Here is a 23146-nt window from a genome sequence, read left to right on the forward strand (position 1 = left end):
GGCCGTGCCGAAGGAACGGTGCCGAGGCGGGCCGACGGCTGAACGTTGGCCTGATTTCGCCGGTACGGTGCGGCCTGGACCGCGGATTCGGGCGCCGGACGTCGTCCGTCCCGGACGGGGCCGTGGGCCCGTGGGGGCCGGAAATCGCCACCCGTCCGGGTGAGCGCCGTCCGTTGACCGTCCTCGCCGGGTCCGGTGCGGAAGGGAGCGTACGGCTGGTCGCCCGCGGGAGCCCGGCCGGCCCTCGGCGGGCGTACGGCCGGTCGCCGACGGGGCCGCGGCCGTCCGCGCGGCGAAGTCGCAGTCCGGGCCGCGCGCGGGTGTCCGGGCGCCGGGGAATGGCGCCCTCGCGGCGGCGTGGCGACACCGGTAGTGGTCTGCCCCTCACCCTGATTCCGCCCCTTCCGGCCTTCCGTGGGCTTCACCCTAGGAACAGCCTGACGGGTTTGTCGCGCGCTTCGGTGAGCCGGACCAACGGGGGGCGGGTGTGTGGTATCGGCGGCCGCGGTCCGGCGTTCCCCTGTGACGTCGGACCGCGGCGGCGTCTGGTTCTGCGTCGGCCGCGGCTCCGGTGTCACTGACAGGCCCACGCATGGACGATTTCCGGCCAACTGTCCAGCGGGCCCTGTGCGTTGCGGGGAGCGGGCGCGCGTGTACGGCCGTCGTGCCCCGTGGGGGCGGGCACGACGGCCGTGCCCGCGCCGAGGCGGGCTGCGCGAAACTCTGGCCGATGAGCGGGGGCCGGGGCAACCTCTTCACGCGGCTGTGACTTGTTCAACAAGGTTTCGATATCACGCAGTGGATCTCCGCCGGCCGGAACGGACACGGGCCGCCCGGCCGGCCGCCGGGTCCTACGACTCGTGGCGCCCGGGCAGTTCGGCCTCGATGAGGTCGGCCGCCCGCCGGGTGCCGCCCTCCTGGGCCATCTCCGCCTGGATCCGTTCGAGCCGGCGCGCGACCTCCGGATCGTCCACCAGAGAGAGGGCGGTCTCGCGGAGCAGGCCGGCGGTGGCCTCCTCGGTCGCCAGTTTCCGGGCGACGCCGAGCGCCTGGAGCATGTCGGCGTTGCCGAACTGGTCGACGGCCTGCGGTACGGCGATCATGGGCGTCGCGGTGGCCAGCCCCTCCTGGCTGCCGCCGGCGCCCGCGTGGGTGACGAACAGGTCGGCCTGGCGCAGGATCGCGAGCTGCGGCACCCAGTCGTGGACCTCCACGTTGTCCGGCAGCTCGCCCAGTTCGGCGCGGGTCACCTTCCGGCCGACCTGGAGGACGAGGTGCCAGCCGGGCAGGTTCCCGAAGGCGCGCACGCACTCCCGGTAGAAGGCGGGCTGCTTGGTGAAGGCCGAGCCGAGCGACACCAGCACGACCTTCTCCGCGCCGGCGGGCCGCTGCCAGCCGCCCTCCTCGGTGCGGTCTCCCTGACAGCCGCCGACGAAGGTGTACGCGCTTTCGTCCACCCGGTCGGCGTGCGGCTGGAGCGCCTTCGGGATGAGCACCAGGGAGCGCGGCGGACGGCCCGCGAACGCGTCGGGGTGCTCGGTGATCCCGTTCTCCCTCAGCCATGCCTCGAACCGGGCGTAGTAGGCCTGTCCGCGCTCGGTCTGCCGGGGCTCGCGCCACATCGGTTCGGCGACCTCCTCCTCGTACCCCTTCCAGGCGACGAGGTTCGGGGACAGGGAGATCGCCGGGACGCCCCAGCGGTGGGCGAGGACGCGGGCCGGGTAGGAGGTGATGTCGTGCAGGACGAGGTCGGGGACGTCGTCGGCGTATGCCTCGGCGAGTTGCGGGAGCGCCTGGATCGCGTCGTTCAGGAACGGCTCGACGTTGTCCAGCAGGGTGCTCCCCCATGCCTCCGGGTCGGCGTCGGGGCCGGGCAGGGTGGAGCGGTAGAGCACGGGCCGGGCGCCGGTGGCGGCCACCTTGTCGGCGAAGACCGGCGGAATGGCGTACGTGACGCGGTGGCCGCGGGCGACGAGTTCACGGATCACCTCCAGGCTGGGGTTCACATGGCCGTGGGCGGCGATGGAGAACATGGCGATGTGGGCGGGGGCGGTACGAGCGGTCATGACGCCGACGGTATGCGAGACGAAACGTCTCGTCTAATTCTTTTCCGGTGCGTGCGGTGCGTCCGGGGCCGGCGGTCAGCGCTGGTAGCGGGCCAGCACCAGGTTGCCGTCCCGCTCCAGGCGGCGGCGCAGCTCGGCGAGGGTGCTCGCGCCGCTGTAGTACTGCTGGTAGGCCGGGGTGGCCACCTTGTCCTTCCATTCCGGGTAGCCCCGCACGGACTGGGCGGGGGCGGGGCGGAGCCGGGCCGCGAGGGCGGTGCCGGTGGCCCAGCCGTGCCGGGCGGTGTGCAGGGCCGGGTCCTTCAGGGCCTGGGTGCCGGTGGGCAGCATCCAGTCCCCGAGGGCGAGACGCACCATGTTCCGGGGCCGCAGCAGGAAGTCAATGAAGGCGACGGCCTCCTTCTTGTGCGGGCAGTCGGCGGAGACGGACAGCGTCTGCGGGCTGACGCCCTGGGTGAGCCCGTCGGCGCCGGCCGGGGCGGGCAGCACCTGCCAGTGGAAGTCCTCGGGGGCCTGCCGCACGATCTGCTGGCGGTAGGAGAAGCCCAGCGGGACCATCGCGTACCGGCCGCCGAAGAGGCCGGGCAGGGTGTCCGCGCCACCGCTGCCGAGGGTCGAGGCGGGGGCGCTGCGGTCGACGGCGACCTGGTCGTGGATGGTGCGCGCCACGACCGCGTCCCCGTCCTCGAACCGCACGGTGACCTTGCCGTCCGCGCCCCGGTGGAAGAGCCGTCCGCCCGCCGACAGGGACAGGTTGAGCGTGGCGGACACGGGGTCCTTCAGCGGCCAGGCCACGCCGTACCGGCCGGGCCCGGTGAGCTTCTTGGCGACCTGCCGGAACTCCGGCCAGCTCCAGGGGCGTTCGGGTGTCGGGATGCGCACCTTGGCCGCGCGCAGCCGGTCGGCGTCGGCGACCAGCACGCGGGGCTCCTGGAGGAACGGCACGCCGTAGACACCGCGCCCGAAGGTGGCCGTCTGCCAGCTGCCGCGCGGGATGTCGGAGGCGAGCCGGGCGGGCAGCAGGCCGGACAGGTCGGCGAGGTAGCCGCCGTAGGCGAAGTCGGCGAGGTCGTCGGAGGCGTCGTGGATGACGTCCGGTGCCTCGCCGCCCTCGAAGGAGGTGAGCAGCTGGTCGTGCACGCTGTCCCAGCTGCCCTGGACGTACTCGACCTTGACGTCCGGGTGGGTGGCGTTCCACTCCCGCACCAGCTCCTTGGTGGCGGCGACGGAGTCCGGCTGCCAGGCCAGGGACTGAAAACGCAGGGTGACCGGGCCGTCCGCGGGGTCGCCCGAGGAGCAGCCCGCGAGGAGGAGCAGGAGCGCGGCGAGCGCCAGGGTGAGCCGGGTCCGCATCAGCTCTTCACCGCCCCGGTGAGCAGGCCGCTGGTGATCCGCCGCTGGACGAGTGCGAAGAAGGCCAGGGAGGGCAGGGTGGCCAGGAACGCGGCGGCGGCCAGCGGGCCGAGGTCGGCCACGCCCTCCGCGCCGATGAAGTGGGTGAGGACGACCGGGAGCGTCTGCCGCCGCGGGCTCTTGAGCAGCACCAGCGCGAAGAAGAACTCGTTCCACGCGGTGACGAACGCGAACAGGGCCGTCGCCGCGATGCCCGGCGCCAGCAGCGGCACCGTCACCGACGTCAGCGTTCTCAGCCGCCCGGCCCCGTCGACGGCCGCCGCCTCCTCGAGTTCGGCGGGGACCGCGCGGGCGTGGCCGGCGAGCATCCACAGCGCGAACGGCAGCGACCACACCACGTACACCAGTACCAGTCCGGTCAGGGAGTCGATCAGCCGCAGCCGCTTCAGCACCAGGAACAGCGGGATGATCAGCAGGACGAAGGGGAACGCCTGGCTGACCACCACCCAGCCCGTGGCCGCGCGGGCCGCCCGGGTGCGGTGCCGGGCCATGACGTAGGCCATCGGGGTGGCGATCAGTACCGTGACGGCGGCGGTGGCGAGCGCCACCAGCAGGGAGTTGAGGGCGGCGGGCGCCAGCGGCTGCTCGGCGAAGGCCTGCCGGACGTTGGCCAGGGTGGGGTGGCGCGGGATCCAGGTGGGGTGCGGGCTGCCCAGCTCGCGCGGGGACTTCAGCGCGGTGGACAGCAGCCACAGCAGCGGGAAGGCGAGGAACAGCAGGTAGCCGAGCAGGGCCGTGTACTGGCCGGCGCGGGCGGCGCGGCGGGTCCTCGGGGTGCGTGCGCTCCTCATGCGTCCGCACCGCCGCGCAGCCGGCCGGCCAGGAACACCGCGAGCAGGACGGAGACCACGGCGACGAGCACGCAGCCCATGGCCGCCGCGTAGCCGAACTGGCCGTAGCGGAAGGCCTCCTCGTAGGCGAAGAGCATGGGCAGCCGGGTCTGGCCGCCGGGTCCGCCGCCGGTGAGGACGTAGACCAGGGCGAAGGAGTTGAGGTTCCAGATCAGGTTCAGCGCGGTGATGGCGAGGGCCACCGGTCTGAGCGCGGGCCAGGTGACCGTGCGGAAGCGGCGCCAGGCGCCCGCGCCGTCGACCGCGGCCGCCTCGCGGAGTTCGCGGGGGACGTTCTGCAGTCCGGCGAGCAGGGCCACCGTGGTCTGCGGCAGGCCCGCCCAGACGCCGACGACGATCACCGCGGGCAGCGCGGTGGCCAGGCCGCTCAGCCAGTCCCGGCCGTCCCCGAGGCCGAGGCCGCGCAGGGTCTCGTTGAGGACGCCCGCGTCCGGGTTGTAGACGAGCCGCCACATGATGCCGACGACGACCTCGGGCATCGCCCAGGGCACGATCGCGAGGGCGCGGGCCAGGCCGCGCAGCCGTAAGTCCTGGCTGAGCAGCAGGGCCAGGCCGAGCGCCAGCAGGAACTGGGGCACGGTCACGCCCGCCGCCCAGACCAGGCCGATGCGGAACGACTCCCAGAACAGGGTGTCGTGCAGCAGGTCCCGGAAGTTGAGGGCGCCGATCCACCGGGTGGCGGCCGTCCGGCCGGACTGGGCGTCGGTGAAGGCCAGCAGGACGCCGTAGAGCAGCGGGCCGACGCTGAGCAGCAGGATCGGGATGAGGGCGGGCAGGACCAGGAACCAGGCGCCGCGGTCGGAGATCCGGAGTCCGGCGCGGGGGTGTGCCCCCGCCGCCGGTGTCCGTGTTTCGGCCACCTCTGTCACGGAATCAGCCCCTTTGCCTGCTCCGGTTGGCGTGTTCATGGTCGTCAAGGCCCGGTACCCCGTCAAGGGCCCGCGCACCGCCGCCGACCTGTGCGGATGCGAGACTGGCCGGGCACCGGACGGACACGGCACGGGAAGACGGCACGGAGGCGGGACGATGGACGAGGCACGCGCGCGGGACGTACTGGCCGCGGCGGGGGTGCTTCCGGGACCGGCCGGGGACGCCCGGCTGCTGGCCCTCGGCGAGAACGCGGTGTTCGCCGCCGGCGACCTGGTGGTGAAGGTCGGCCGGGACGCCGAGCTGCTGCCGCGGGCCGAGCGCGAACTGGCCGTCGCCTCCTGGCTGGCCGAGGCGGGCGTGCCCGCGGTGCGGGCGGCCGAGCCGAAGCCCCTGCTGGTGGACGGCCATCCGGTGACCGTGTGGCACCGGCTGCCGGACGCCGTGCGGCCCGCCGAGCCACGGGACCTGGCCGTGCTGCTGCGCGTCGTGCACGCCCTCCCCTCTCCCCCGTTCGCCTTGCCGCCCCGCGATCTGCTGGGCGGGGTGGAGCGCTGGCTGCGGCTCGCGGGTGACGCGATCGACCCGGAGGACGCCGCCTATCTCCGTGCGCGCCGCGACGGCTTCGCGGCCCGGGCGGCGGCGCTGACGCCCCGTCTGCCGCCGGGGCCGGTCCACGGCGACGCGCTGCCCCGCAATGTGCACGTCGGACCGGACGGGCCGGTCCTGGTCGACCTGGAGACCTTCGCCGCGGACCTGCGCGAGCACGACCTGGTGGTCATGGCCCTCTCCCGCGACCGCTACGGGCTGCCCGCCGAGGCGTACGACTCCTTCACCGGGGCCTACGGCTGGGACGTGCGCGAGTGGGACGGCTGCGGGGTGCTGCGCGGCGCCCGGGAGACGGCCAGCTGCGCGTGGGTGGCCCAGCACGCCCCGGCCAACCCGAAGGCCCTGGCCGAGTTCCGGCGCCGGGTGGCGTCCCTGCGGGACGGGGACGAGACGGTGCGGTGGTATCCGTTCTGACGGCCCTGCGCCCCGGAAGGCGGGGGACGCCTCGACGCGCCCCCGGAGGGCTTCGCTAGACGGGTTGGTCCTCGGTCAGTTCGCGGAGCGGCCACGCGCCGTCGACCACCGCGTCCGTCTCGCCCTTGCGCCGCAGGAACGCCTGGAAGTCCGCCGCCCATTCGGCGTACCACCCGATCTGACGCCGGTGCAGTTCGGCGGGGCCGAGGGCGGCGATCTTCGGGTGGCGGTCGGCTATCGCGGAGGCGAGCCGCGCGGCGGCCAGGGCGTCGGCGGTGGCGTCGTGGGCCGCGCCCAGGACTATGCCGTACTCGGCGCAGACCGCCTCCAGGTTCCGTTTGCCGCGGCGGTAGCGGTCGGCCCAGCGGTCGATGGTGTACGGGTCGACGACCGGGGCGGGGGCGGTGCCGAGCCGGTCGGTCAGGGACGGCAGGCCGTACCGGCGCAGTTCGGCGGAGAGCAGGGTGAGGTCGAAGGCCGCGTTGTAGGCGACGACCGGGACGCCCGTCTTCCAGTAGGACACCAGGACATCCGCGATGGCGTCGGCCACCTGGTCGGCCGGACGGCCCTCGGCCGCCGCGCGTGCGGTGCTGATGCCGTGGACCGCGACCGCGTCGGCCGGGATCTCCACGCCCGGATCGGCCAGCCACTCCCGGCGGCCCACGGGCTCACCGGCCCTGACCTCGATCACGGCACCGGTGACGATGCGCGCCCGACGCGGATCGGTCCCGGTCGTCTCCAGGTCGAAGCCGATCAGCAGCTCCTGGTGCCAGCCCATGGGCGGCCCCCCTTCTCGGTGGTGCTTTCCCCCAGTGCCTCCACCATCGCACGCGGCACTGACAATCCGCCGACGGCCTCGCACCGCCCGGCTCCGGCGGGTCAGGACACCGGACGCGAATCCGCCCAGGCCAGCTCGAATTCCTCGCGGTATGTCGGGAAAAGACCGGATTCTCCGGCATCGTCGGAGGTGACCAGCCGGCTGCCGTTGCGCAGCACCAGGACCGGTGACTCCATCCCGCGCGCCCCGCGCAGATAGGACTGCACCACCGCGACGCCGTCCGCGCCGTCGCCGTCCACCAGGTAGGCGGTGAAGCGGGGCGTCTCGTCGTACACCTGGATCTCGAACGCGCCCGGGTCGCGCAGCCGGGACCGCACCCGGCGCATGTGCAGGATGTTCATCTCCACCGAGCGGCTCAGTTCGCCCCGTTTCATCCCCAGTTCGCGCTCGCGGCGCTTGACCGAGCTGGAGGCCGGGTTGAGGAAGAGCAGCCGCACCCGGCAGCCGGACTCGGCGAGCCGGACCAGGCGGCGCCCGGAGAAGTTCTGCACCAGCAGGTTGAGGCCGATGCCGATGGCGTCGAGCCGGCGGGCGCCGCCGAAGATGTCCTCGGCCGGGAACTGGCGCAGCAGCCGCACCCGGTCGGAGTGGACCGCGACGACGTCCGCGTACCGGTCGCCGACCAGGTCCTCGACCGCGTCCACGGGCAGCCGGCGCGCCGAGGGCACGTCCCCGCCCGCGCCGAGCATCTCCAGCAGCCGGGCCGAGGCCCGCTCGGCCTGGCCGAGCACCGCCTCGGACAGGGCCCGGTTGCGGGAGACGACGTTGCGGGTCACCTCCAGCTCGTCCAGGGCGAGTTCGAGGTCCCGGCGCTCGTCGAAGTACGGCTCGAAGCACGGCCAGTGCTGCACCACCAGCTCGCGCAGCTGCGGCAGGGTGAGGAAGCTGAGGACGTTGTCGTCGGCCGGGTCGAGCAGATAGCCCTTGCGGCGGCTGACCTCGCGGACGGCGACCGCCCGCTGCACCCACTCCTGTCCGGCCGGGCCGGCCGCGGCCACCACCCACTCGTCGCCGTGGACGGGTTCGTAGACGGGCCGCAGCACGGCGGCCACGACCGCGCGCAGCCGCTGTTCGACGAGGTTCAGCCAGATGTAGGCCCGGCCGGCCCGCTGGGCGCGGGTGCGCACCTCGCGCCAGGCGTCGGCGTCCCAGTCCAGCTCCGGGCCGATGGACCCCACGTCCATCGGCCGGGCCAGGGACACCGCGCCGGGCGGGACGTCTGCGGAGTTCCCCTCGTGACCCTCGTCACCAGGAGGCAGCTCCAGCCCTCCCGAGCCCACCCGTGCACCGCCTTCCGCTCCCGGGGCTTCCCATCTCAACGATCAAGGAAGCCTACTCCGGGAGCGGCCGGCGGTGCAGCCGGATGGACAGGTCGGTGTCCCGGCTGCTCGGCTCAACTACGCCATTCCCAGTGTCCGTTCTGCCATGCCAGTTCCTTGGGAGTGAGCGGATTCATAGCCGTGACGTCCCGCGGCGCGATGGAGAAGCCCTGCCAGTGCACGGGCATGGGCTGCTGGTCCTCGTCCCGGGCGATGTGGTGGAAGCCGACGTTCACCCAGACCACGGGGTGGGTGAGGGCCTGGCCGTTCACCCACTTGTCGACGGACTTCGGGTGGCCGGTCGCGCACTTGGGGTTGTCGTTGGCGAACAGCTCGCACTTGTCGTACTGGGTGACGTACAGGTCGTGCTTGGTGAAGGGGCGGCCCGGGTACTTGGTGGTGGGTCCGGGGACCAGTTCGTACGAACGGGCGTGCCCGTCCTTGTTCTTACCGGTCGCGCTGACCATCCGCCACCAGCGGTAGTTCTTGTAGTCGCCCGCGAACTCCTTGGCCGGCTTGGTGCGGGTGGTCCTGGCGGTCGGGCCCTCCTGCCGCCCGGAGGGGGCGCTGACGGTGGAGTCGTACTGCTCGACCTTCGTCCCGGAGGAACCGTCGAGGCCGAAGTCGAGCCGCCAGAAGACGTTGTGGCTGTGGCTGGTCGCGTAGTCCTTGGCGTTCTTGCCGATGGGCCAGCCGCGCCCGTCCTGGGCGTTGTAGTCCTCCCAGGAGAGGCTGCCGGTGGCGCCGACGTTCATGTTGACGGTGCCGTCGTCCTGGAAGCGCCACTCGGTGATGTACTCGTACCAGCCGACCTGGTTGACCGTGTACACCAGCAGGTCCTTGCCCTGCTGCTGATAGGTCTTGTCCGACTGGACGACGTCATGCATCCGGTAGGCGTGACCACGCGAACGAGTGGTCGTGCACAGCCCCTTGACGTTCGGGTTCCTCGGGTCGCCGTCCGGGACCTTGACGGTCTTGATGGTGCCGCCGGGACACTCGCCGGGCGACAGTGTCATCAGTTCCTGCGCGAAGCCCTGGCCCGTCAGGTCGTAGTACTCGTGCTTCCCGTCGTCGTAGGGGACGTGGACCTGGGCGAGCCTGGCGCTGTTGAGGACCTTGATCGGCTTGGTCTCGCCCTTGGGCCGGTAGGAGACGTTCTCCAGGACGAGGCCGGCCTTGCTGTCGTAGCGCCAGCACATCCGCCAGGTCGTGCCGGTGCTGAGCTTCTGTTCGATCGTGTAGGCGGCGCTGCAGCCGGGGGCCGCGGCGGGGGCGGTGCGCGGCCGGGCCGCGGCGGGGCCCGCGCCGGCCGTCGCGGCGGCGGCCAGCGCGGCCAGGGACACTCCGACGGCCGCGGTCTTGCGGGCGGCGCGGCCGAGTGCGCGCGGCCGGGCACCGGCGGGCAGGTGCTGTTCGGGCAGGTGCTGTTCGGGCATGGTGGGACGACTCCTTGCCGAGGTCACGGGTGTGCGGGCGGTCAGCCGCGGTCGAGGGCGGCGGTCTTGCGGGCGCTCAGGTCGATCACCAGGTCCCTGGTGTCGATCCACGGCCCGTTCCTGACCTTGGAGAACAGCCGTACGCACCGGTGCGTCCCGCAGGCGTCGAGGACGGCGGGCTGGGCGCCGGGCGCGGCCCGGTAGATGCCGCCGCTCAGCTCCAGCTGGTCCGGGGAGGTGAGGTCCTCGCCGGTGGCGTCCTTGTAGTCCGCCTTGAGGCCCGCGCCGAGCGGGCTCGCGATCAACAGGCGGGCCGCCTCCGCGTTCTCGGCACGGCTCGGCGGCGGCTGCGCGCCGCGCTGGATGTCCGTCCGCTCGACCTTCCCGGTGCCCAGGTCGACGGTCTTGGTGACGAGCGTGTCGTTCTTGTAGTCGTAGAAGGCCACGTCGGCCCGGCGCGGCGCGTCCGGGTCGTCCGTCTCGCCGGCCTCGGGCTCGGCGAGGTCGACGCTCAGCCGCTGCGGTCCGCGCTCCCCGGCGACGTTCTCGCCCAGGGCGGACAGCCGCCCGGCCAGCGCCGCCTTCTCCACCCGGCCCAGCTCGTCGTCGGTGAGCGGATCACGGCCCGTGCCCCGCTCCGCCTCGGCGGGCGCCCGCTCCACGACACCGGGCGGCGCGGCGTCCGGCCCCTGCCCGGCCTGGCGCGCGGCCCGCGTCTCGCCGCCGGCCCCTCCCGGCTCGCCGGCGCCCGCCGTGCCCGGCAGGGTGATCGCGACCATGGCGGCGGTCCCCACCGCCGCGAGGGCCGCACCGGTCAGTACTTTGCCCAGATGGCGGTGCACTTTCTCGCGCACGTCTTCCCCCTACTCCCCCTCGGTGCCTGGGAGTACGTTTTTTCCCCACTGGTTCGGCGCGTGGCGGGTACCAGAACCGCCACACGCACTGGTCACCTCACAAGAGGCCGGGCGGGCCACAGGAGGTTGCCTCACTTTCGGACAACACTCGGGGCCGACGCGGCCCCGGGCGGACGGCACACCTGGGAGAGTCGTATCCATGCAGGTCTGGCCTGGAGAGGCGTATCCGCTCGGCGCCACCTATGACGGCGCCGGAACCAACTTCGCGGTCTTCACGGAGGCCGCGGACCGAGTAGAGCTGTGTCTGCTGCACGACGACGGCTCGGAGACGGCGGTGGAACTGCGCGAGAGCGACGCGTTCGTGCGGCACGCGTACCTGCCCGGCGTGATGCCGGGGCAGCGGTACGGGTTCCGGGTGCACGGCCCGTACGACCCCGGGCGCGGGCTGCGCTGCAATTCGGCGAAGCTGCTGCTCGACCCGTACGCGAAGGCGGTCAGCGGGTCGGTCCGGTGGGGCGAGGAGGTGTACGGCTACCACTTCGGCGCGCCGGAGCGGCGCAACGACCTGGACTCGGCGCCGCACACCATGACGTCGGTGGTGATCAACCCGTACTTCGACTGGGGCGACGACCGGCCGCCGCGCACCGAGTACCACCACACGGTGATCTACGAGGCCCACGTCAAGGGGCTGACGATGCGTCACCCGGAGCTGCCCGAGGAACTGCGCGGCACCTACGCGGGCCTCGCCCACCCGGCGGTCATCGAGCACCTGACCGAACTCGGGGTGACGGCGCTCGAACTGATGCCCGTCCACCAGTTCGTGAACGACCACCGGCTGGCCGACATGGGGCTGAGCAACTACTGGGGCTACAACACCATCGGCTTCTTCGCCCCGCACAACGCGTACGCCTCCTGGGGCGACCGCGGCCAGCAGGTGCTGGAGTTCAAGTCGGCGGTCCGGGCGCTGCACGAGGCCGGGATCGAGGTCATCCTGGACGTGGTCTACAACCACACCGCCGAGGGCAACCATCTGGGCCCGACGCTCTCCTTCAAGGGCCTCGACAACCCCTCGTACTACCGGCTCGCCGACGACCCGCGCTACTACATGGACACCACGGGCACCGGGAACTCGCTGCTGATGCGGTCCCCGCACGTGCTCCAGCTGATCATGGACTCGCTGCGGTACTGGGTCACCGAGATGCACGTCGACGGCTTCCGCTTCGATCTCGCGGCCACCCTCGCCCGGCAGTTCCACGAGGTGGACCGGCTGTCGTCGTTCTTCGACCTGGTGCAGCAGGACCCGGTGGTCTCCCAGGTGAAGCTGATCGCCGAGCCGTGGGACGTGGGCGAGGGCGGCTACCAGGTGGGCAACTTCCCGCCGTTGTGGACCGAGTGGAACGGCAAGTACCGGGACACCGTCCGCGACCTGTGGCGGGGCGAGCCGCGCGCGCTGGCCGAGTTCGCCTCCCGGCTCACCGGCTCCTCCGACCTCTACCAGCACGACGGCCGCCGCCCGCTGGCCTCCATCAACTTCGTCACCTGCCACGACGGTTTCACCCTGCACGACCTGGTGGCGTACGACGCCAAGCACAACGAGGCCAACGGCGAGGACAACCGGGACGGCGAGAGCCACAACCGGTCCTGGAACTGCGGGGTGGAGGGCGACACCGACGATCCCGGGGTGCTGCGGCTGCGCGCCCGGCAGATGCGGAACCTCATCGCCACCCTGATGCTGTCCCAGGGCGTGCCGATGATCAGCCACGGCGACGAGTTCGCGCGCACCCAGCGCGGCAACAACAACGCCTACTGCCAGGACAACGAGCTGTCGTGGATCGACTGGCCGGGGGACGGCGGCGAACTGCTCGAGTTCACGCGCGCGATGGTGTGGCTGCGCCGGGAGCATCCCGTCCTGCGGCGGCGCCGCTTCTTCCACGGCCGTCCGGTGGAGGGCACCCACGACGAGCTGTCCGACATCGCCTGGTTCACTCCCGAGGGCGCCGGGATGACCCAGCGGGACTGGGACCCGGCACGGGCCTCCGCGCTGACGGTGTTCCTCAACGGCAACGCCATCTCCGAGCCCGGCCCGCGCGGGGAACGCATCACCGACGACTCCTTCCTCCTGATGTTCAACGCCTCCCCCGAACCGCTGGACTTCGTGGTGCCGGTCGACCACGGCCGGCAGTGGCAGGTGGTGGTCGACACGGCCCGCCCGGACGGGGTGGAGCCGGGGACCGGCGAGAAGGTCGCGGCCGGCGACCGCCTCACCCTCCCGGACCGCAGCCTGACGGTGCTGCAACGGCCCGCGGAGTAACGAGCGCGGAGTAGGGCGCGCGGCCCTTGGCGGGGCCGCGCGTCCGCCACGCGCGCGTGGCGCGCGTCAACCGCGGGGCCGGTCGCGAGGGACCTGTCGCGGGGGGCCGGCAGGGACGCCGCGGCGGCCGGCGCGTGGGCCGGACGGGTGAGTACGGCGGCCCGGCCGGCGCGCCGAGCGCGAGCGCGCCCTCGGCCGAACCTGGACACGCGGGCGTGATCCGGGCACCGGCCGATGACACGAAAGGCGGCGGGCGGGGTACGTAGGCTCCATGAGTCCTGCGCGTACCGGACCGGGGGTGCCCACGGCCACCTACCGGCTACAGCTTCAGCCAGCGTTCCCGTTCGCCGCCGCCGAAGCGGCCGTACCGTACCTGGCGTCGCTCGGCGTCTCGCACCTGCACCTGTCCCCGGTCCTGGAGGCCGTCCCGGGCTCCGCGCACGGCTACGACGTGGTGGACCACGCGCGCGTGCGCGAAGAGCTGGGCGGCGAGGAGGGCCTGCGCGCGCTCGCCCGCACCGCGCGGGAGCACGGCCTCGGCCTGGTGGCGGACATCGTGCCCAACCACATGGCGATGGTGCCCCGGTACAACCGCGCCCTGTGGGAGGTGCTGCGCGACGGGCCCGAGTCGCCGTACGCGCGCTGGTTCGACATCGACTGGGCGGCGCACGGCGGCCGGGTGCTGCTGCCGGTGCTCGGCGGCCCGGTCGGCGCGGAGCTGGAGCGGCTGCGGGTGGACGGCGACGTGCTGCGCTACCACGACCACGCCTTCCCGCTGCGCCCGGGCACCGAGGGCCTGCCGCTGCCCGAGCTGCTGGACGCGCAGTGGTACCGCCCCGTGTGGTGGCGGCTGGCCCGTACCGAGCTGAACTACCGGCGGTTCTTCAGCATCTCGGAGCTGATCGGGCTGCGGGTGGAGGACCCCGAGGTCTTCGACGCCACCCACGCCACGATCCTGCGGCTGCTGCACGAGGGGGTGCTCGACGGGCTGCGGATCGACCACCCCGACGGCCTCGCCGACCCCGACGGCTATCTCGCCCGGCTGCACGAGGCGACCGGCGGGCGCTGGACGGTCGTGGAGAAGATCCTGGCCGACGGCGAGCACCCGCCGGCCTCCTGGCCCGTCGCGGGCACCACGGGCTACGACGCCCTGCGGCACGTCGACGGCCTGTTCACGGACCGCACCGGGGCGTACGAACTGCTGGGCCGCTACCGGGCGTTCGCGGCCCCGCAGACGGACCGGGGCGGCAACTGGGAGGCCACGGTCCGCCGGGCCGCGTACAAGGTGCTCACCCACGAGCTGGCCACGGAGACGGACCGGCTCACCCGGGTGGCCGCCCGGCTGTGCGCCACCTCGCCCGACCTCTCGTTGCGCGACCGCGCCCCCTGGGCGCTGCGCACGGCCGTGGAGGAGCTGCTGGTGCGGTTGCGGGTCTACCGGCCGTACGCCTCCGGTGACGCCGCCGCCGTGATCACCGAGGAGGCCGCCGAGGAGGCCCGGCTGGCGTTCGTGGTGCCGGAGGAGGCCGAGGCCGTCTCCGTGGTGCGCCGGCTGCTGGTCGAGCCGCCCGGCGACCCGGCGGCGCCGGACCACGCCGACCGGGTGGAGTTCCGTACCCGGTTCGCGCAGACCGCGTCGGCGCTGCGCGCCAAGTCGGTGGAGGACACCGCCTTCTACCGCTACGTGCCGCTGCTGTCGGCGACCGAGGTGGGCGGCGACCCGGGCAGCCCGGGCGTGTCCCCGGAGGAGTTCCACGCGTACTGCGCGCGCGTGCAGCGCGACCGGCCGCTCACCGGCACGGTCGTCTCCACGCACGACACCAAGCGCAGCGCGGACGTGCGCGCCACGCTGGCCGTGCTCACCGAGTGCCCGGACCGCTGGGCGGAGCTGCTCGCCGAGGTGAGCCTGGCCGAGGAGGGCGCGCCGGACGGACAGCTGGCCTGGGCGGCCTGGCAGACGGTGTTCGGGCTGGGCCCGGCCGAGGAGGACCGGGTGCAGCAGGCGCTGCTGAAGCACGCGCGCGAGGCGGGCATGTACACCAGCTGGACGGAGCGGGAACCGCCCTACGAGGACGCGGTCGCCGCCTTCGTCTCCGCCGGACCGTGCGGCCCGCCCGGCGAGCGGGTGGCCGCGTTCCGCAAGGCGCTGGATCCGCAGGTGCGGGCCAATGTCCTGGGCACCGCGCTGGTGCACCTGACGATGCCGGGGGTGCCGGACGTGTACCAGGGCACGGAGGGCGAGTACCGGGCGCTGGTGGACCCGGACAACCGGCGGCCGGTGGCGTTCCCGCCCGAGGCGCCCGGCGAGAAGGCCGCGCTGACGACGGCGGCGCTGCGGCTGCGCGCCCGGCGCCCGGACGCGTTCGGCGCGGACGCGTCGTACGAGCCGCTGGACGCCGAGGGTCCGGCGGCCGATCACTGTCTGGCGTTCGCGCGCTCCGGTGAGGTGGTCACGGTGGTGACGCGGCTGTCGCTGCGGCTGGCGGAGGCGGGCGGCTGGCGCGAGACGCTGCTGCCGCTGCCGCCCGGCCGCTGGGCCGATGTGCTCGCTCCCGGCCGGGAATTCACCGGCCACGCGCGCGTGGCGGACCTGCTGGACCGGTCCCCGGTGGCCCTGCTGGAGCGCGTCACGGAGGACTGAGGACCGAGATTCGAAGGCTGGACTAGCACTAGCACTGGCACTGGCACTGGCACTGGCACTGGCACTGAGGCAACGGGAGGGGTGTCGTACCGGTAGTGCGCTCGCGGCACGCAGTGGCGCGGTTCCCGTCGGTTCCGCGCCCCCGCACGCCCCCGGGCGCCTCCCCCGCCGACTGCTTGACAGTTCCCCCGCCGCGTGCGGGACTGGGAGGGCGAAGCCGGTCGGACAAGTCGGGGGTGAGTCCTCTGCCGGAGCCGCGCTATCCCAGCGTTCCCGAACTGATCGTCGGCGCCGAGGCGTTGGCGGCCCGGGAACCCGGGCTGTGCGCACTGCGCCAGGTGGGTGTCTCGCGCGCGGGAAGACCCCTGCACCTGCTGTCGGTGGGACACGCCCGCCGTGCGGTGCTGGTCGTCGCCGGAGCGCACGCCAATGAGCCGACGGGCGGTTCCACCCTGCTGGTGCTCGCCGAACGCGTGCTGTCCTGCCGGGAGTTGCGGACCGGCACCTCCTGGCACTTCCTGCTGTGCGCGGACCCGGACGGCGCGAGCCTGCATGTGACCCCGGCGCCGCGCAGCCTGCTCGACTACCACCTCGGCTTCTACCGGCCGACGGGCGCGGAGCAGCCGGAGTGGTCGCCGTCGGTGCTGCCGCCGGACCGGCTGCCGCCCGAGACCCGGACGCTGACCAGGGTGATAGACGAGTTGCGGCCGTATCTGCAAGTGACCCTGCACGGCACCGATTTGGGCGGCAGCTGGGTGCAGTTGACCAAGGACGTGCCGGGCCTCGCCGAGCCGTTCGCCAAGTCCGCGGCGGAGCTGCACATCCCGGTGGAGACGGGGGCCTCGGACGCGGCGGGCTGGCCGGCCTCCGGCCCCGGGGTGCATGTGATGCCCGGCCCGGACAGCGGTGTGCCCTATCCGAGCATGCCGGACGACGCCCGGCACAGCACCTGGTACCACGCGCACCGGTACGGCGGTCTGACGGCCGTGGTGGAGGTACCGATGTGGGCCAGCGACCTGGTGGACGACCCGGCCCCGCACCCGGAGCCCGCGGCGGCCCTGCGCGGCCTGGCCGCCCGGCTGCTGCGGGACGCCCGGCAGGTGGAGCGGGTCCTCGCCGAGGCGCTGCCCCGGCTGGAGGGCGTGGACGGTCCGCTGCTGCGGGCCGCGCGGTGGGCGCTGGAGCTGATCCCGGGCCTGGCCGAGGACTGGGCGCAGACCTCTCCGGCGGGCACCACGATGGCGTACGTCGGGAGTGTGGACGCCTTCGGGCGGCGGCTGCCGCTGCGGGCCGCGGCGATGCTGCTGCGGGTGCTGCGGGAGGCGGACGACCGGGCGGCGCCGCGCCTGGAGCGGCTCGTGGCCGCCTGGTGCGACGCCTTCGCGCAGCGGTTCCGGGCCCGCTGGGTGCCGCTGGAACACCAGGTGGAGCACCAGTCGCGGACGGTGCTGGTGGCGGCGCGGCAGGCCCGGGAGCGGGTGGCGTGAGCCGGTGCGGCCGGCGCACCGCCCGCCCCCGCCGGGCCACGGGCCGTGGCCCGGCCCCGCCCCCGGTCCCCGTCTCTCAGCCGTCGAAGGCGAAGACGTGCCGGGTGCGCGCCTTCATGACGCACGCGCTGGTGTACGTCTCCCGGAAGTCGACCGTCCGGCCGTTCCACCGGCCGAGCGCCCGGGCGGTCACCGGGGCGTGGATCATGGGACAGAAGACGTCGTCGGCCGGGATGCGCCCGATGTCACCGCCGGCGGTGGCGAGTTCGGCGCATGCCTCGGCCGCGCGCGCGTGCAGGCGGGGCGGGTCGCAGCGCAGCAGCGTGCCGCGCACCGCTCCGGTCCGGGCGCCGCCCTTGGTGACCGTCAGGTAGAGCCAGGTGTCCGCGCGGGCTTCCCGGGTGGCCGCCCGGGCCGGCCCGGCGGTGAGGAGGGCCGCGACGGACAGCAGGGCACCGGCAACCGCTGTCGCTCTGGTGAGGTGAGTCATGCCGGTTCCATCGGCACGACGCCCCGCCTACCCGAGGGCCGCTCACCCGTTCGGGACGGCCCACCCGCGTACCCGCTCTCCCGTTCGGGGCGGCACGCGCTCGCGCTCGTTCACTCGTTCGAGAAGGACTCGTCGACTTCCTATCCCACCGCCAGCCGGAACGCCATCCGTCCGAAGGCGACCTGGTCGCCCTCGCGGACCACGACCGCGCCGGTGACCCGGCGGCCGTTGACGGTGGTGCCGTTGGTGGAGCCCAGGTCCCTGAGCACCCACAGGCCGCCCTGGCGGCGGAGTTCGGCGTGCGCGCGGGAGACCGTCTCGTGGGTCAGGCGCAGCCCGTTGGCGGGATCGCGGCCGATGCGCAAGGGGTGGGTGTGGTCCGGGTGCGGCAGCAGCAGCTTGGGCAGCCGCTCGGCCTGCCAGGCGCGGCGCAGCCGTACGGTGAACCCGGACACGGCCTCCACGGTGCCGAGGACCGCCCGGGAGAGGCGGTTCTCCTGGGGCAGGTCGGCGAGGAGGACGGCCAGTTCGTCGGAGCGGCGCGCGGCGAGCGCCAGCTCCATGCGGCGGACGAACGTGTCGTGCGAGAGCCGGCCCAGGGCGACGCCGTCGCGCAGCACCCGCAGCGCCTTGTCGCGCTCCGCGTCGGACAGGCGCGCGGGGTAGGTGGAGAACTCGAATGACGACGTCACGCTGGTGATTGTCGGGCAGTGAACTCCGGGTGTCCAGGAAACGCGGAACCGGTGGCGCGGTGCCGGTACTTCCGCGACACCAGCCCGCCGGGGGCGAATTGACGCGCGGATCGATCGTCCGGGACGGCACGATGGGGGCCGCTGGACATCACGGTGAGCAGACGAAGGGGAACCGTCCGTGCAGTTCGAGGTGTGGGCTCCGCAGGCAGACCGGGTGACGCTCCATTGCGAGGGCACCACGCGCGCGTTGGCGCGCGATCCCGCGCGCGAGGGGTGGTGGACGGGTGAGGCGGAGGCGGCGGACGGCGCGCGGTACGGGTTCGCACTGGACGACGGGCCGGTGCTGCCCGACCCGCGTTCGCGCCGCCAGCCGGACGGCCCGGACGGGCTGAGCGCGGTCGTGGACCACGGGCGCCACGAGTGGCGCGCGCGGTGGGCGGGGCGCGGGCTGCCGGGGGCGGTGCTGTACGAGCTGCACGTGGGCACGTACACCCGCGAGGGCACCCTGGACGCCGCCGCGGCCCGGCTGGACCACCTGGTGGAACTGGGCGTCACCCACGTGGAGTTGATGCCGCTCTGCCCCTCCCCGGGACGGCACGGCTGGGGCTACGAGGGCGTGTCGCTGTGGGCGGTGCACGAGCCGTACGGCGGGCCCGAGGCGCTGAAGCGGTTCGTGGACCGGGCGCATGAACTCGGGCTGGGCGTCGTCCTGGACGTCGTCCACAACCACTTGGGCCCGTCGGGCAATCATCTGCCGCGGTTCGGGCCGTACTTCACGGACACGCACACCACTCCCTGGGGCTCGGCGGTGAACCTGGACGCGCCCGGCTCGGACGAGGTACGGGCGTTCCTCGTCGGCAGCGCGCTGGCGTGGCTGCGGGACTACCGGATCGACGGGCTCCGGCTGGACGCGGTGCACCAGCTGTACGACACGCGCGCGTGCCACTTCCTGGAGGAGCTGTCGGCTGCCGTGGACGCGCTGGCCGGGGAGGTGGGCAGGCCGCTGTTCCTGATCGCCGAGTCGGACCTGAACAACCCGCGGTTCATCACCCGGCGCGCGGAGAACGGGCTCGGGCTGCACGCGCAGTGGAGCGACGACTTCCATCACGCCCTGCACACCGCGCTGACCGGCGAGTCCCAGGGCTACTACGCCGACTTCGCGCGGGAGCCGCTCGCCGCGCTCGCCAAGACGCTCACCGGCGGCTACTTCCACGACGGCACGTACTCGTCGTTCCGGGGCCGGCACCACGGCCGTCCGCTGGACCGCACCCGGGTGGCCGGGCACCGGCTGCTCGGCTACAGCCAGACCCACGACCAGGTCGGCAACCGCGCCCAGGGCGACCGGCTGGCCGCGCTGCTCTCCCCCGGCCTGCTGGCCTGCGCGGCCACGCTGACCCTGACCGCGCCGTTCACGCCGATGCTGTTCATGGGCGAGGAGTGGGCGGCGGGCACACCCTGGCAGTTCTTCACCGACCACACCGACCCGGAGCTGGCCGAGGCGGTACGGCGGGGCAGGCGGCGGGAGTTCGCGGCGCACGGCTGGGCCGAGGAGGACGTACCGGACCCGCAGGACCCGGCGACCCGGGAGCGGTCGTGCCTGGACTGGTCGGAACCGGAACGCGAGCCGCACGCGCGCGTGCTGGCCTGGTACCGGCGGCTGATCGCGCTGCGCCGCGCCCAGCCCGACCTCACCGGCCCCGACCTCGCCGCGACGCGGGTGGCCTACGACGAGGAGGCCCGCTGGCTGGCCCTGCGGCGCGGGGACGTACGGGTGGCGGTGAACCTCGGCAAGCAGACCGCGGCGATCCCGCTGGGCACCGGCCGGGGAGAGATTCTGGCGGCCTGGGAGCCGGTCCCGGCACCGGGCCCGGACGGTCTGCTCCACGTCCCCGGCGAGTCCTGCGTGGTCCTGGCCCAGCCCTGAGGCGGGTGGATCCCGCCCTGATGGGCGTGGACGCCGCCCGCCGTCAGGGTTCCGGCTCGTGCTCCGGGAGGTCGGTGACCCGCTCCAGCAGGATCGGCTCCCAGGCGCGCCGCAGCCGGTCGCGCAGTACGGGCGGGGAGCCGGCCGCGCGGCCCTGAAGGTGGTCGGCGAACCGGATGACGGTGTCGCAGCGGGCCAGCCACAGGCCGCGCAGGCAGGGGCGGGCGCCGTAGCCGGCGAGGGTGGCGGCGCGGACGGCCGCCGGGGAGCCGACGGCGGCGGCCAGCCCGGCGATGTCCTCGGCGGGGTCGCCGAGGGCCGCCCGCGTCCAGTCCAGGACGCCCCGTACCCGGCCGTCGGCACCCACCACCACGTGCGCGCCGGTCAGCCCGTGGTGGGTGAGGACGGCGGCACCGGGCTGCGCGGTGAGCTGGGCCGCGTTCGCCGGGGAGAACTGGTGCAGCCGGGCGGCGTCGAACTCGTCGGCCGCGGCGAGCCGTTCGGCCGCGTGCACGGCCATCCGGCGCAGCGCCTCCAGCGAGCGCGGTGCGGTGCGGGGCACGCCCAGCGTCTCCGCCTGCCGTGCGGGCACCGCGCGGAGCCCGCCGAGCAGCCCGGCCAGATCGGCCTCCCCGACGGCGGACACGTCGTGCTCGTCGGCCGTGCCGCCGGGCACCCGCGTGTCGAGGGTGTAGGCGAGGCCGGGTGCCCAGTCGCCGTGCGCGACGCCGACCGGGACGGCGACCGGCAGGTGCGGGCGGACCAGGTCGCGCAGCCGCAGTTCCCGGCGGCGGCGCGTGGACGCCTCCCGGTCGGGCGCGAGGCGCAGCACATGGCGGTCGCCGACCCACCAGGTGTACTCCCGCCCCGGCGTGACGGGCCGCACGTCGGGCCCACCGGTGCCGTCGCGGCCCTCCTTGAGCAGCGAACGGACCAGTCTGCGGACGGTGTCCGCGGTGGGTGTCGGTGCCTGGGTCATGGGTGCGCGCGTCGCCGTTCCGGTGTCGTCGGGGTGGGATCTCGCGGGGTGTCGTCAGTCCACTGTGACCATCTCGCGGGTGGTGTTGTTCAGGCGCCGGCCGCCGTCCTCGGTGACCGTGACGATGTCCTCGATGCGCACCCCGAAGCGGCCGGGCAGATAGATGCCGGGCTCCACGGAGAAGCACATGCCGGGCACGAGCGGCTGCTCCTCGCCCTCGATCATGTACGGCGGTTCGTGCGTGGTGACGCCGATGCCGTGCCCGGTGCGGTGGATGAAGTACGCGCCGTACCCGGCGTCGGCGATCACCGCGCGGGCGGCCCGGTCGACGTCCTGGCAGGCCGCGCCGGGGCGTACGGCCTGGTAGCCGGCCTCCTGGGCGGCGCGTACGACGTCGTGCACCCGGCGCTCCTCCTCGGTGGGTTCGCCGACGTGGACCGTGCGGGTGGTGTCGGAGCCGTAGCCGTCCTTCAGGCCGCCGAAGTCGAGGACGACCATGTCGCCGGGCCGGATCTCCCGGTCGCCGACCTCGTGGTGCGGGTTGGCGCCGTTGGGGCCGGAGCCGACGATGGTGAAGTCGACCTGTTCGTGGCCGAAGCGGCGCAGCAGGGCGGCGAGGTCCCGGCCGACGTCGGACTCGCGGCGGCCGGCGAAGGGCAGCTCGCGGATCTCCTCGAACGCCTGGTCGGCGGCGGCCCCCGCGGCGGCCAGGAGCTCCAGTTCGGCCTCGTCCTTCACCGCGCGCAGCATGGGCAGGGCGTCGGTGAGGGCGGCGTAGGAGGTGCCGGGCAGGGTCCGCTGGAGGCCCAGCAGGTGCATCGCCCAGGTGTTGTCGCTGATGCCGAACCGGCCGCGGTCGTCGAGGAGGCCGGCGGTGACGGTGTAGGGGTCCGTGCCGTCGGTCCAGTCGCGCAGGGTCAGCGCGGGGGCGCCGGGTGCCTGCTCGGCGTCCGGGGCCTCCAGCGTGGGCACGACGAGGACGGGGTCGCGCCCGGGGGCGAGGACGAGCACGGTCAGCCGTTCGGTGATCGCGGTGGGGGTGTAGCCGGTGAGCCACACCAGGTCCGGGCCCGGGGCCACGAGCAGTCCGGCGAGACCGGCGTCGGCCGCGGAGCGCACGGCGCGGTCCATGCGGGCCCGGTAGTCGGCGGCGGTGAAGGGCGCGGGCGTGGTACCGGTCATCCGGGCCTCCGGGCACTGCTGGGGAGAGGGGGCGCTGACGTCTCGGGCAGCATCCTGCCCGTCCGGCCGGACCCACGCGACCGGATCCCCGGAACGGGCGTCCCGCGGTACGCGGCGAAACGGCTCGGCATGCGCCCATGATGACGCGTGGGACGGATAGTGACCAGCGGTTTCACGGGGTGTGGTGGGGCACCGTGCCGGTCGCGGAGGCGTCAGGTGACCAGTCCGGGGGTCACCGTCAGCTGCTGGTACGCCCCGCTGCCGTGGCGCACGGTGAGGAGCACCGCTCTGCCGGGGCGGGACCGGCTGACGGCGCGGGCGAGGTCGGCGGCGGTGTCCACGCGGTCCGCGCCGAGCTGGAGCACGATGTCGCCGCGGACCAGGCCGGCCGTGTAGCCGGGGCCGGGCACATGGACGGCCACCACCAGCGCGCCCGCCTTCTCGCCGTCGGCCACTTCCACGCCGAGGGTCGCGGCGGGCGGGGCGGGGGCGGCCGTGGGGGTGGCGTGGGCCCCGGGGGCGGGCGGCGGGGCCTGACGGGACGGCCCGGCCGGTCCGCCGACGCCGGTCACCGCGGCGACGGCGAAGCCGATGGCGATGCCGCAGAGCAGCAGTGCCGCCCCGGCGCCCAGGCCGAGCAGCAGGGTCCGCGACCGCCGTGCGCGCCGGGGCGCGGCATGCGGGCGGCGGACGGGGCCCTGGCCGCCCGCTTCCTGCGGGCTCTGTCCGGGCATCGGCTTGGGACGCAACACAGTCTGTTCCATGGTTCGCTC

At 74.1% G+C, this 23146-nt stretch carries 17 protein-coding genes and 1 pseudogene; 5 read left to right on the forward strand and 13 right to left on the reverse strand.

Features of this window, described 5'->3' with window-relative positions; all coding sequences use genetic code 11:
• Positions 1-851: 851 nt before the first annotated feature.
• The 4 genes and pseudogenes from mgt to ACSURM_RS08675 all read right to left on the reverse strand — a co-directional run bounded on the left by mgt (position 852) and on the right by ACSURM_RS08675 (position 5190).
• Positions 852-2145, reverse strand: a pseudogene (gene mgt / locus ACSURM_RS08660) (macrolide-inactivating glycosyltransferase).
• On the reverse strand, positions 2142-3419 hold the full coding sequence (locus ACSURM_RS08665; protein WP_436954386.1) for an ABC transporter substrate-binding protein: 1278 nt from the start codon (positions 3417-3419) through the stop codon (positions 2142-2144). The pseudogene mgt and the gene ACSURM_RS08665 overlap by 4 nt, the downstream one beginning before the upstream one ends.
• On the reverse strand, positions 3419-4270 hold the full coding sequence (locus ACSURM_RS08670) for a carbohydrate ABC transporter permease (RefSeq protein ID WP_436954387.1): 852 nt from the start codon (positions 4268-4270) through the stop codon (positions 3419-3421). The genes ACSURM_RS08665 and ACSURM_RS08670 overlap by 1 nt, the downstream gene beginning before the upstream one ends.
• On the reverse strand, positions 4267-5190 hold the full coding sequence (locus tag ACSURM_RS08675; protein WP_436954388.1) for a carbohydrate ABC transporter permease: 924 nt from the start codon (positions 5188-5190) through the stop codon (positions 4267-4269). The genes ACSURM_RS08670 and ACSURM_RS08675 overlap by 4 nt, the downstream gene beginning before the upstream one ends.
• Positions 5191-5356: 166 nt before the next feature.
• Here ACSURM_RS08675 and ACSURM_RS08680 point away from each other — a divergent pair, with 166 nt between their 5' ends.
• Positions 5357-6220 carry a phosphotransferase enzyme family protein gene (locus tag ACSURM_RS08680; RefSeq protein WP_436954389.1) on the forward strand — a complete coding sequence of 288 codons (864 nt, stop codon included), beginning with the start codon at positions 5357-5359 and terminating at the stop codon, positions 6218-6220.
• 55 nt (positions 6221-6275) lie between these two features.
• On the opposite strand, the gene ACSURM_RS08685 is transcribed toward ACSURM_RS08680, so the two are convergent.
• The 4 genes from ACSURM_RS08685 to ACSURM_RS08700 all read right to left on the reverse strand — a co-directional run bounded on the left by ACSURM_RS08685 (position 6276) and on the right by ACSURM_RS08700 (position 10667).
• On the reverse strand, positions 6276-6998 hold the full coding sequence (locus ACSURM_RS08685; protein WP_436954390.1) for a 3'-5' exonuclease: 723 nt from the start codon (positions 6996-6998) through the stop codon (positions 6276-6278).
• A 101-nt stretch (positions 6999-7099) separates the two neighbouring features.
• Positions 7100-8338: an SAV2148 family HEPN domain-containing protein gene (locus ACSURM_RS08690; protein WP_436954391.1), complete on the reverse strand. Its 1239-nt coding sequence runs from the start codon at positions 8336-8338 to the stop codon at positions 7100-7102.
• 113 nt (positions 8339-8451) lie between these two features.
• Positions 8452-9813: a copper amine oxidase gene (locus tag ACSURM_RS08695; RefSeq protein ID WP_436954392.1), complete on the reverse strand. Its 1362-nt coding sequence runs from the start codon at positions 9811-9813 to the stop codon at positions 8452-8454.
• A 41-nt stretch (positions 9814-9854) separates the two neighbouring features.
• Complete coding sequence (locus tag ACSURM_RS08700; protein WP_436954393.1) at positions 9855-10667, reverse strand: Tat pathway signal sequence domain protein; 813 nt, start codon at positions 10665-10667, stop codon at positions 9855-9857.
• 199 nt (positions 10668-10866) lie between these two features.
• On the opposite strand from ACSURM_RS08700, the gene glgX reads away from it, so the two are divergent.
• The 3 genes from glgX (at position 10867) to ACSURM_RS08715 (ending at position 17106) form a co-directional block, all read left to right on the forward strand.
• Positions 10867-12978 (forward strand): glycogen debranching protein GlgX, encoded by a 2112-nt coding sequence (glgX, locus tag ACSURM_RS08705; RefSeq protein WP_436954394.1) that lies wholly within the window; start codon positions 10867-10869, stop codon positions 12976-12978.
• 271 nt (positions 12979-13249) lie between these two features.
• Positions 13250-15619, forward strand: a complete 2370-nt coding sequence (gene treY / locus ACSURM_RS08710; protein ID WP_436954395.1) for a malto-oligosyltrehalose synthase — start codon at positions 13250-13252, stop codon at positions 15617-15619.
• A gap of 236 nt (positions 15620-15855) precedes the next feature.
• Positions 15856-17106 carry a M14 family zinc carboxypeptidase gene (locus ACSURM_RS08715; protein WP_436954396.1) on the forward strand — a complete coding sequence of 417 codons (1251 nt, stop codon included), beginning with the start codon at positions 15856-15858 and terminating at the stop codon, positions 17104-17106.
• 76 nt (positions 17107-17182) lie between these two features.
• Here ACSURM_RS08715 and ACSURM_RS08720 read toward each other — a convergent pair whose 3' ends face one another.
• Positions 17183-17596 carry an SSI family serine proteinase inhibitor gene (locus ACSURM_RS08720; protein ID WP_436954397.1) on the reverse strand — a complete coding sequence of 138 codons (414 nt, stop codon included), beginning with the start codon at positions 17594-17596 and terminating at the stop codon, positions 17183-17185.
• A 140-nt stretch (positions 17597-17736) separates the two neighbouring features.
• Positions 17737-18288, reverse strand: a complete 552-nt coding sequence (locus ACSURM_RS08725) for an FHA domain-containing protein (protein WP_436954398.1) — start codon at positions 18286-18288, stop codon at positions 17737-17739.
• A 178-nt stretch (positions 18289-18466) separates the two neighbouring features.
• Here ACSURM_RS08725 and treZ point away from each other — a divergent pair, with 178 nt between their 5' ends.
• The gene (treZ, locus tag ACSURM_RS08730; protein ID WP_436954399.1) at positions 18467-20212 is read left to right on the forward strand and encodes a malto-oligosyltrehalose trehalohydrolase; all 1746 of its coding nucleotides are present in this window, start codon (positions 18467-18469) and stop codon (positions 20210-20212) included.
• 43 nt (positions 20213-20255) lie between these two features.
• On the opposite strand, the gene ACSURM_RS08735 is transcribed toward treZ, so the two are convergent.
• From ACSURM_RS08735 to ACSURM_RS08745, 3 genes are all read right to left on the reverse strand, one after another.
• Entirely contained in the window at positions 20256-21191 is a 936-nt protein-coding gene (locus ACSURM_RS08735) for an aminoglycoside phosphotransferase family protein (RefSeq protein ID WP_436954401.1), read from the reverse strand.
• Between the two features lie 54 nt (positions 21192-21245).
• On the reverse strand, positions 21246-22373 hold the full coding sequence (locus ACSURM_RS08740; protein WP_436954402.1) for an aminopeptidase P family protein: 1128 nt from the start codon (positions 22371-22373) through the stop codon (positions 21246-21248).
• Between the two features lie 212 nt (positions 22374-22585).
• The gene (locus ACSURM_RS08745; RefSeq protein ID WP_436954403.1) at positions 22586-23137 is read right to left on the reverse strand and encodes a PDZ domain-containing protein; all 552 of its coding nucleotides are present in this window, start codon (positions 23135-23137) and stop codon (positions 22586-22588) included.
• Positions 23138-23146: the final 9 nt, after the last annotated feature.

This window comes from Streptomyces sp. SudanB182_2057 (assembly GCF_964272715.1).
GTDB classification, from domain to species: Bacteria; Actinomycetota; Actinomycetes; order Streptomycetales; family Streptomycetaceae; genus Streptomyces; species Streptomyces rubradiris.

What these genes read in the sequence shown, in the direction of transcription:
- ACSURM_RS08665 (WP_436954386.1), bottom strand. Translation starts at nt 3,419, where the DNA reads ATGCGGACCCGGCTCACCCTGGCGCTCGCCGCGCTCCTGCTCCTCCTC.
- ACSURM_RS08670 (WP_436954387.1), bottom strand. Translation starts at nt 4,270, where the DNA reads ATGAGGAGCGCACGCACCCCGAGGACCCGCCGCGCCGCCCGCGCCGGC.
- ACSURM_RS08680 (WP_436954389.1), top strand. Translation starts at nt 5,357, where the DNA reads ATGGACGAGGCACGCGCGCGGGACGTACTGGCCGCGGCGGGGGTGCTT.
- ACSURM_RS08685 (WP_436954390.1), bottom strand. Translation starts at nt 6,998, where the DNA reads ATGGGCTGGCACCAGGAGCTGCTGATCGGCTTCGACCTGGAGACGACC.
- ACSURM_RS08695 (WP_436954392.1), bottom strand. Translation starts at nt 9,813, where the DNA reads ATGCCCGAACAGCACCTGCCCGAACAGCACCTGCCCGCCGGTGCCCGG.
- glgX (WP_436954394.1), top strand. Translation starts at nt 10,867, where the DNA reads ATGCAGGTCTGGCCTGGAGAGGCGTATCCGCTCGGCGCCACCTATGAC.
- treY (WP_436954395.1), top strand. Translation starts at nt 13,250, where the DNA reads ATGAGTCCTGCGCGTACCGGACCGGGGGTGCCCACGGCCACCTACCGG.
- ACSURM_RS08720 (WP_436954397.1), bottom strand. Translation starts at nt 17,596, where the DNA reads ATGACTCACCTCACCAGAGCGACAGCGGTTGCCGGTGCCCTGCTGTCC.
- ACSURM_RS08735 (WP_436954401.1), bottom strand. Translation starts at nt 21,191, where the DNA reads ATGACCCAGGCACCGACACCCACCGCGGACACCGTCCGCAGACTGGTC.
- ACSURM_RS08740 (WP_436954402.1), bottom strand. Translation starts at nt 22,373, where the DNA reads ATGACCGGTACCACGCCCGCGCCCTTCACCGCCGCCGACTACCGGGCC.
- ACSURM_RS08745 (WP_436954403.1), bottom strand. Translation starts at nt 23,137, where the DNA reads ATGGAACAGACTGTGTTGCGTCCCAAGCCGATGCCCGGACAGAGCCCG.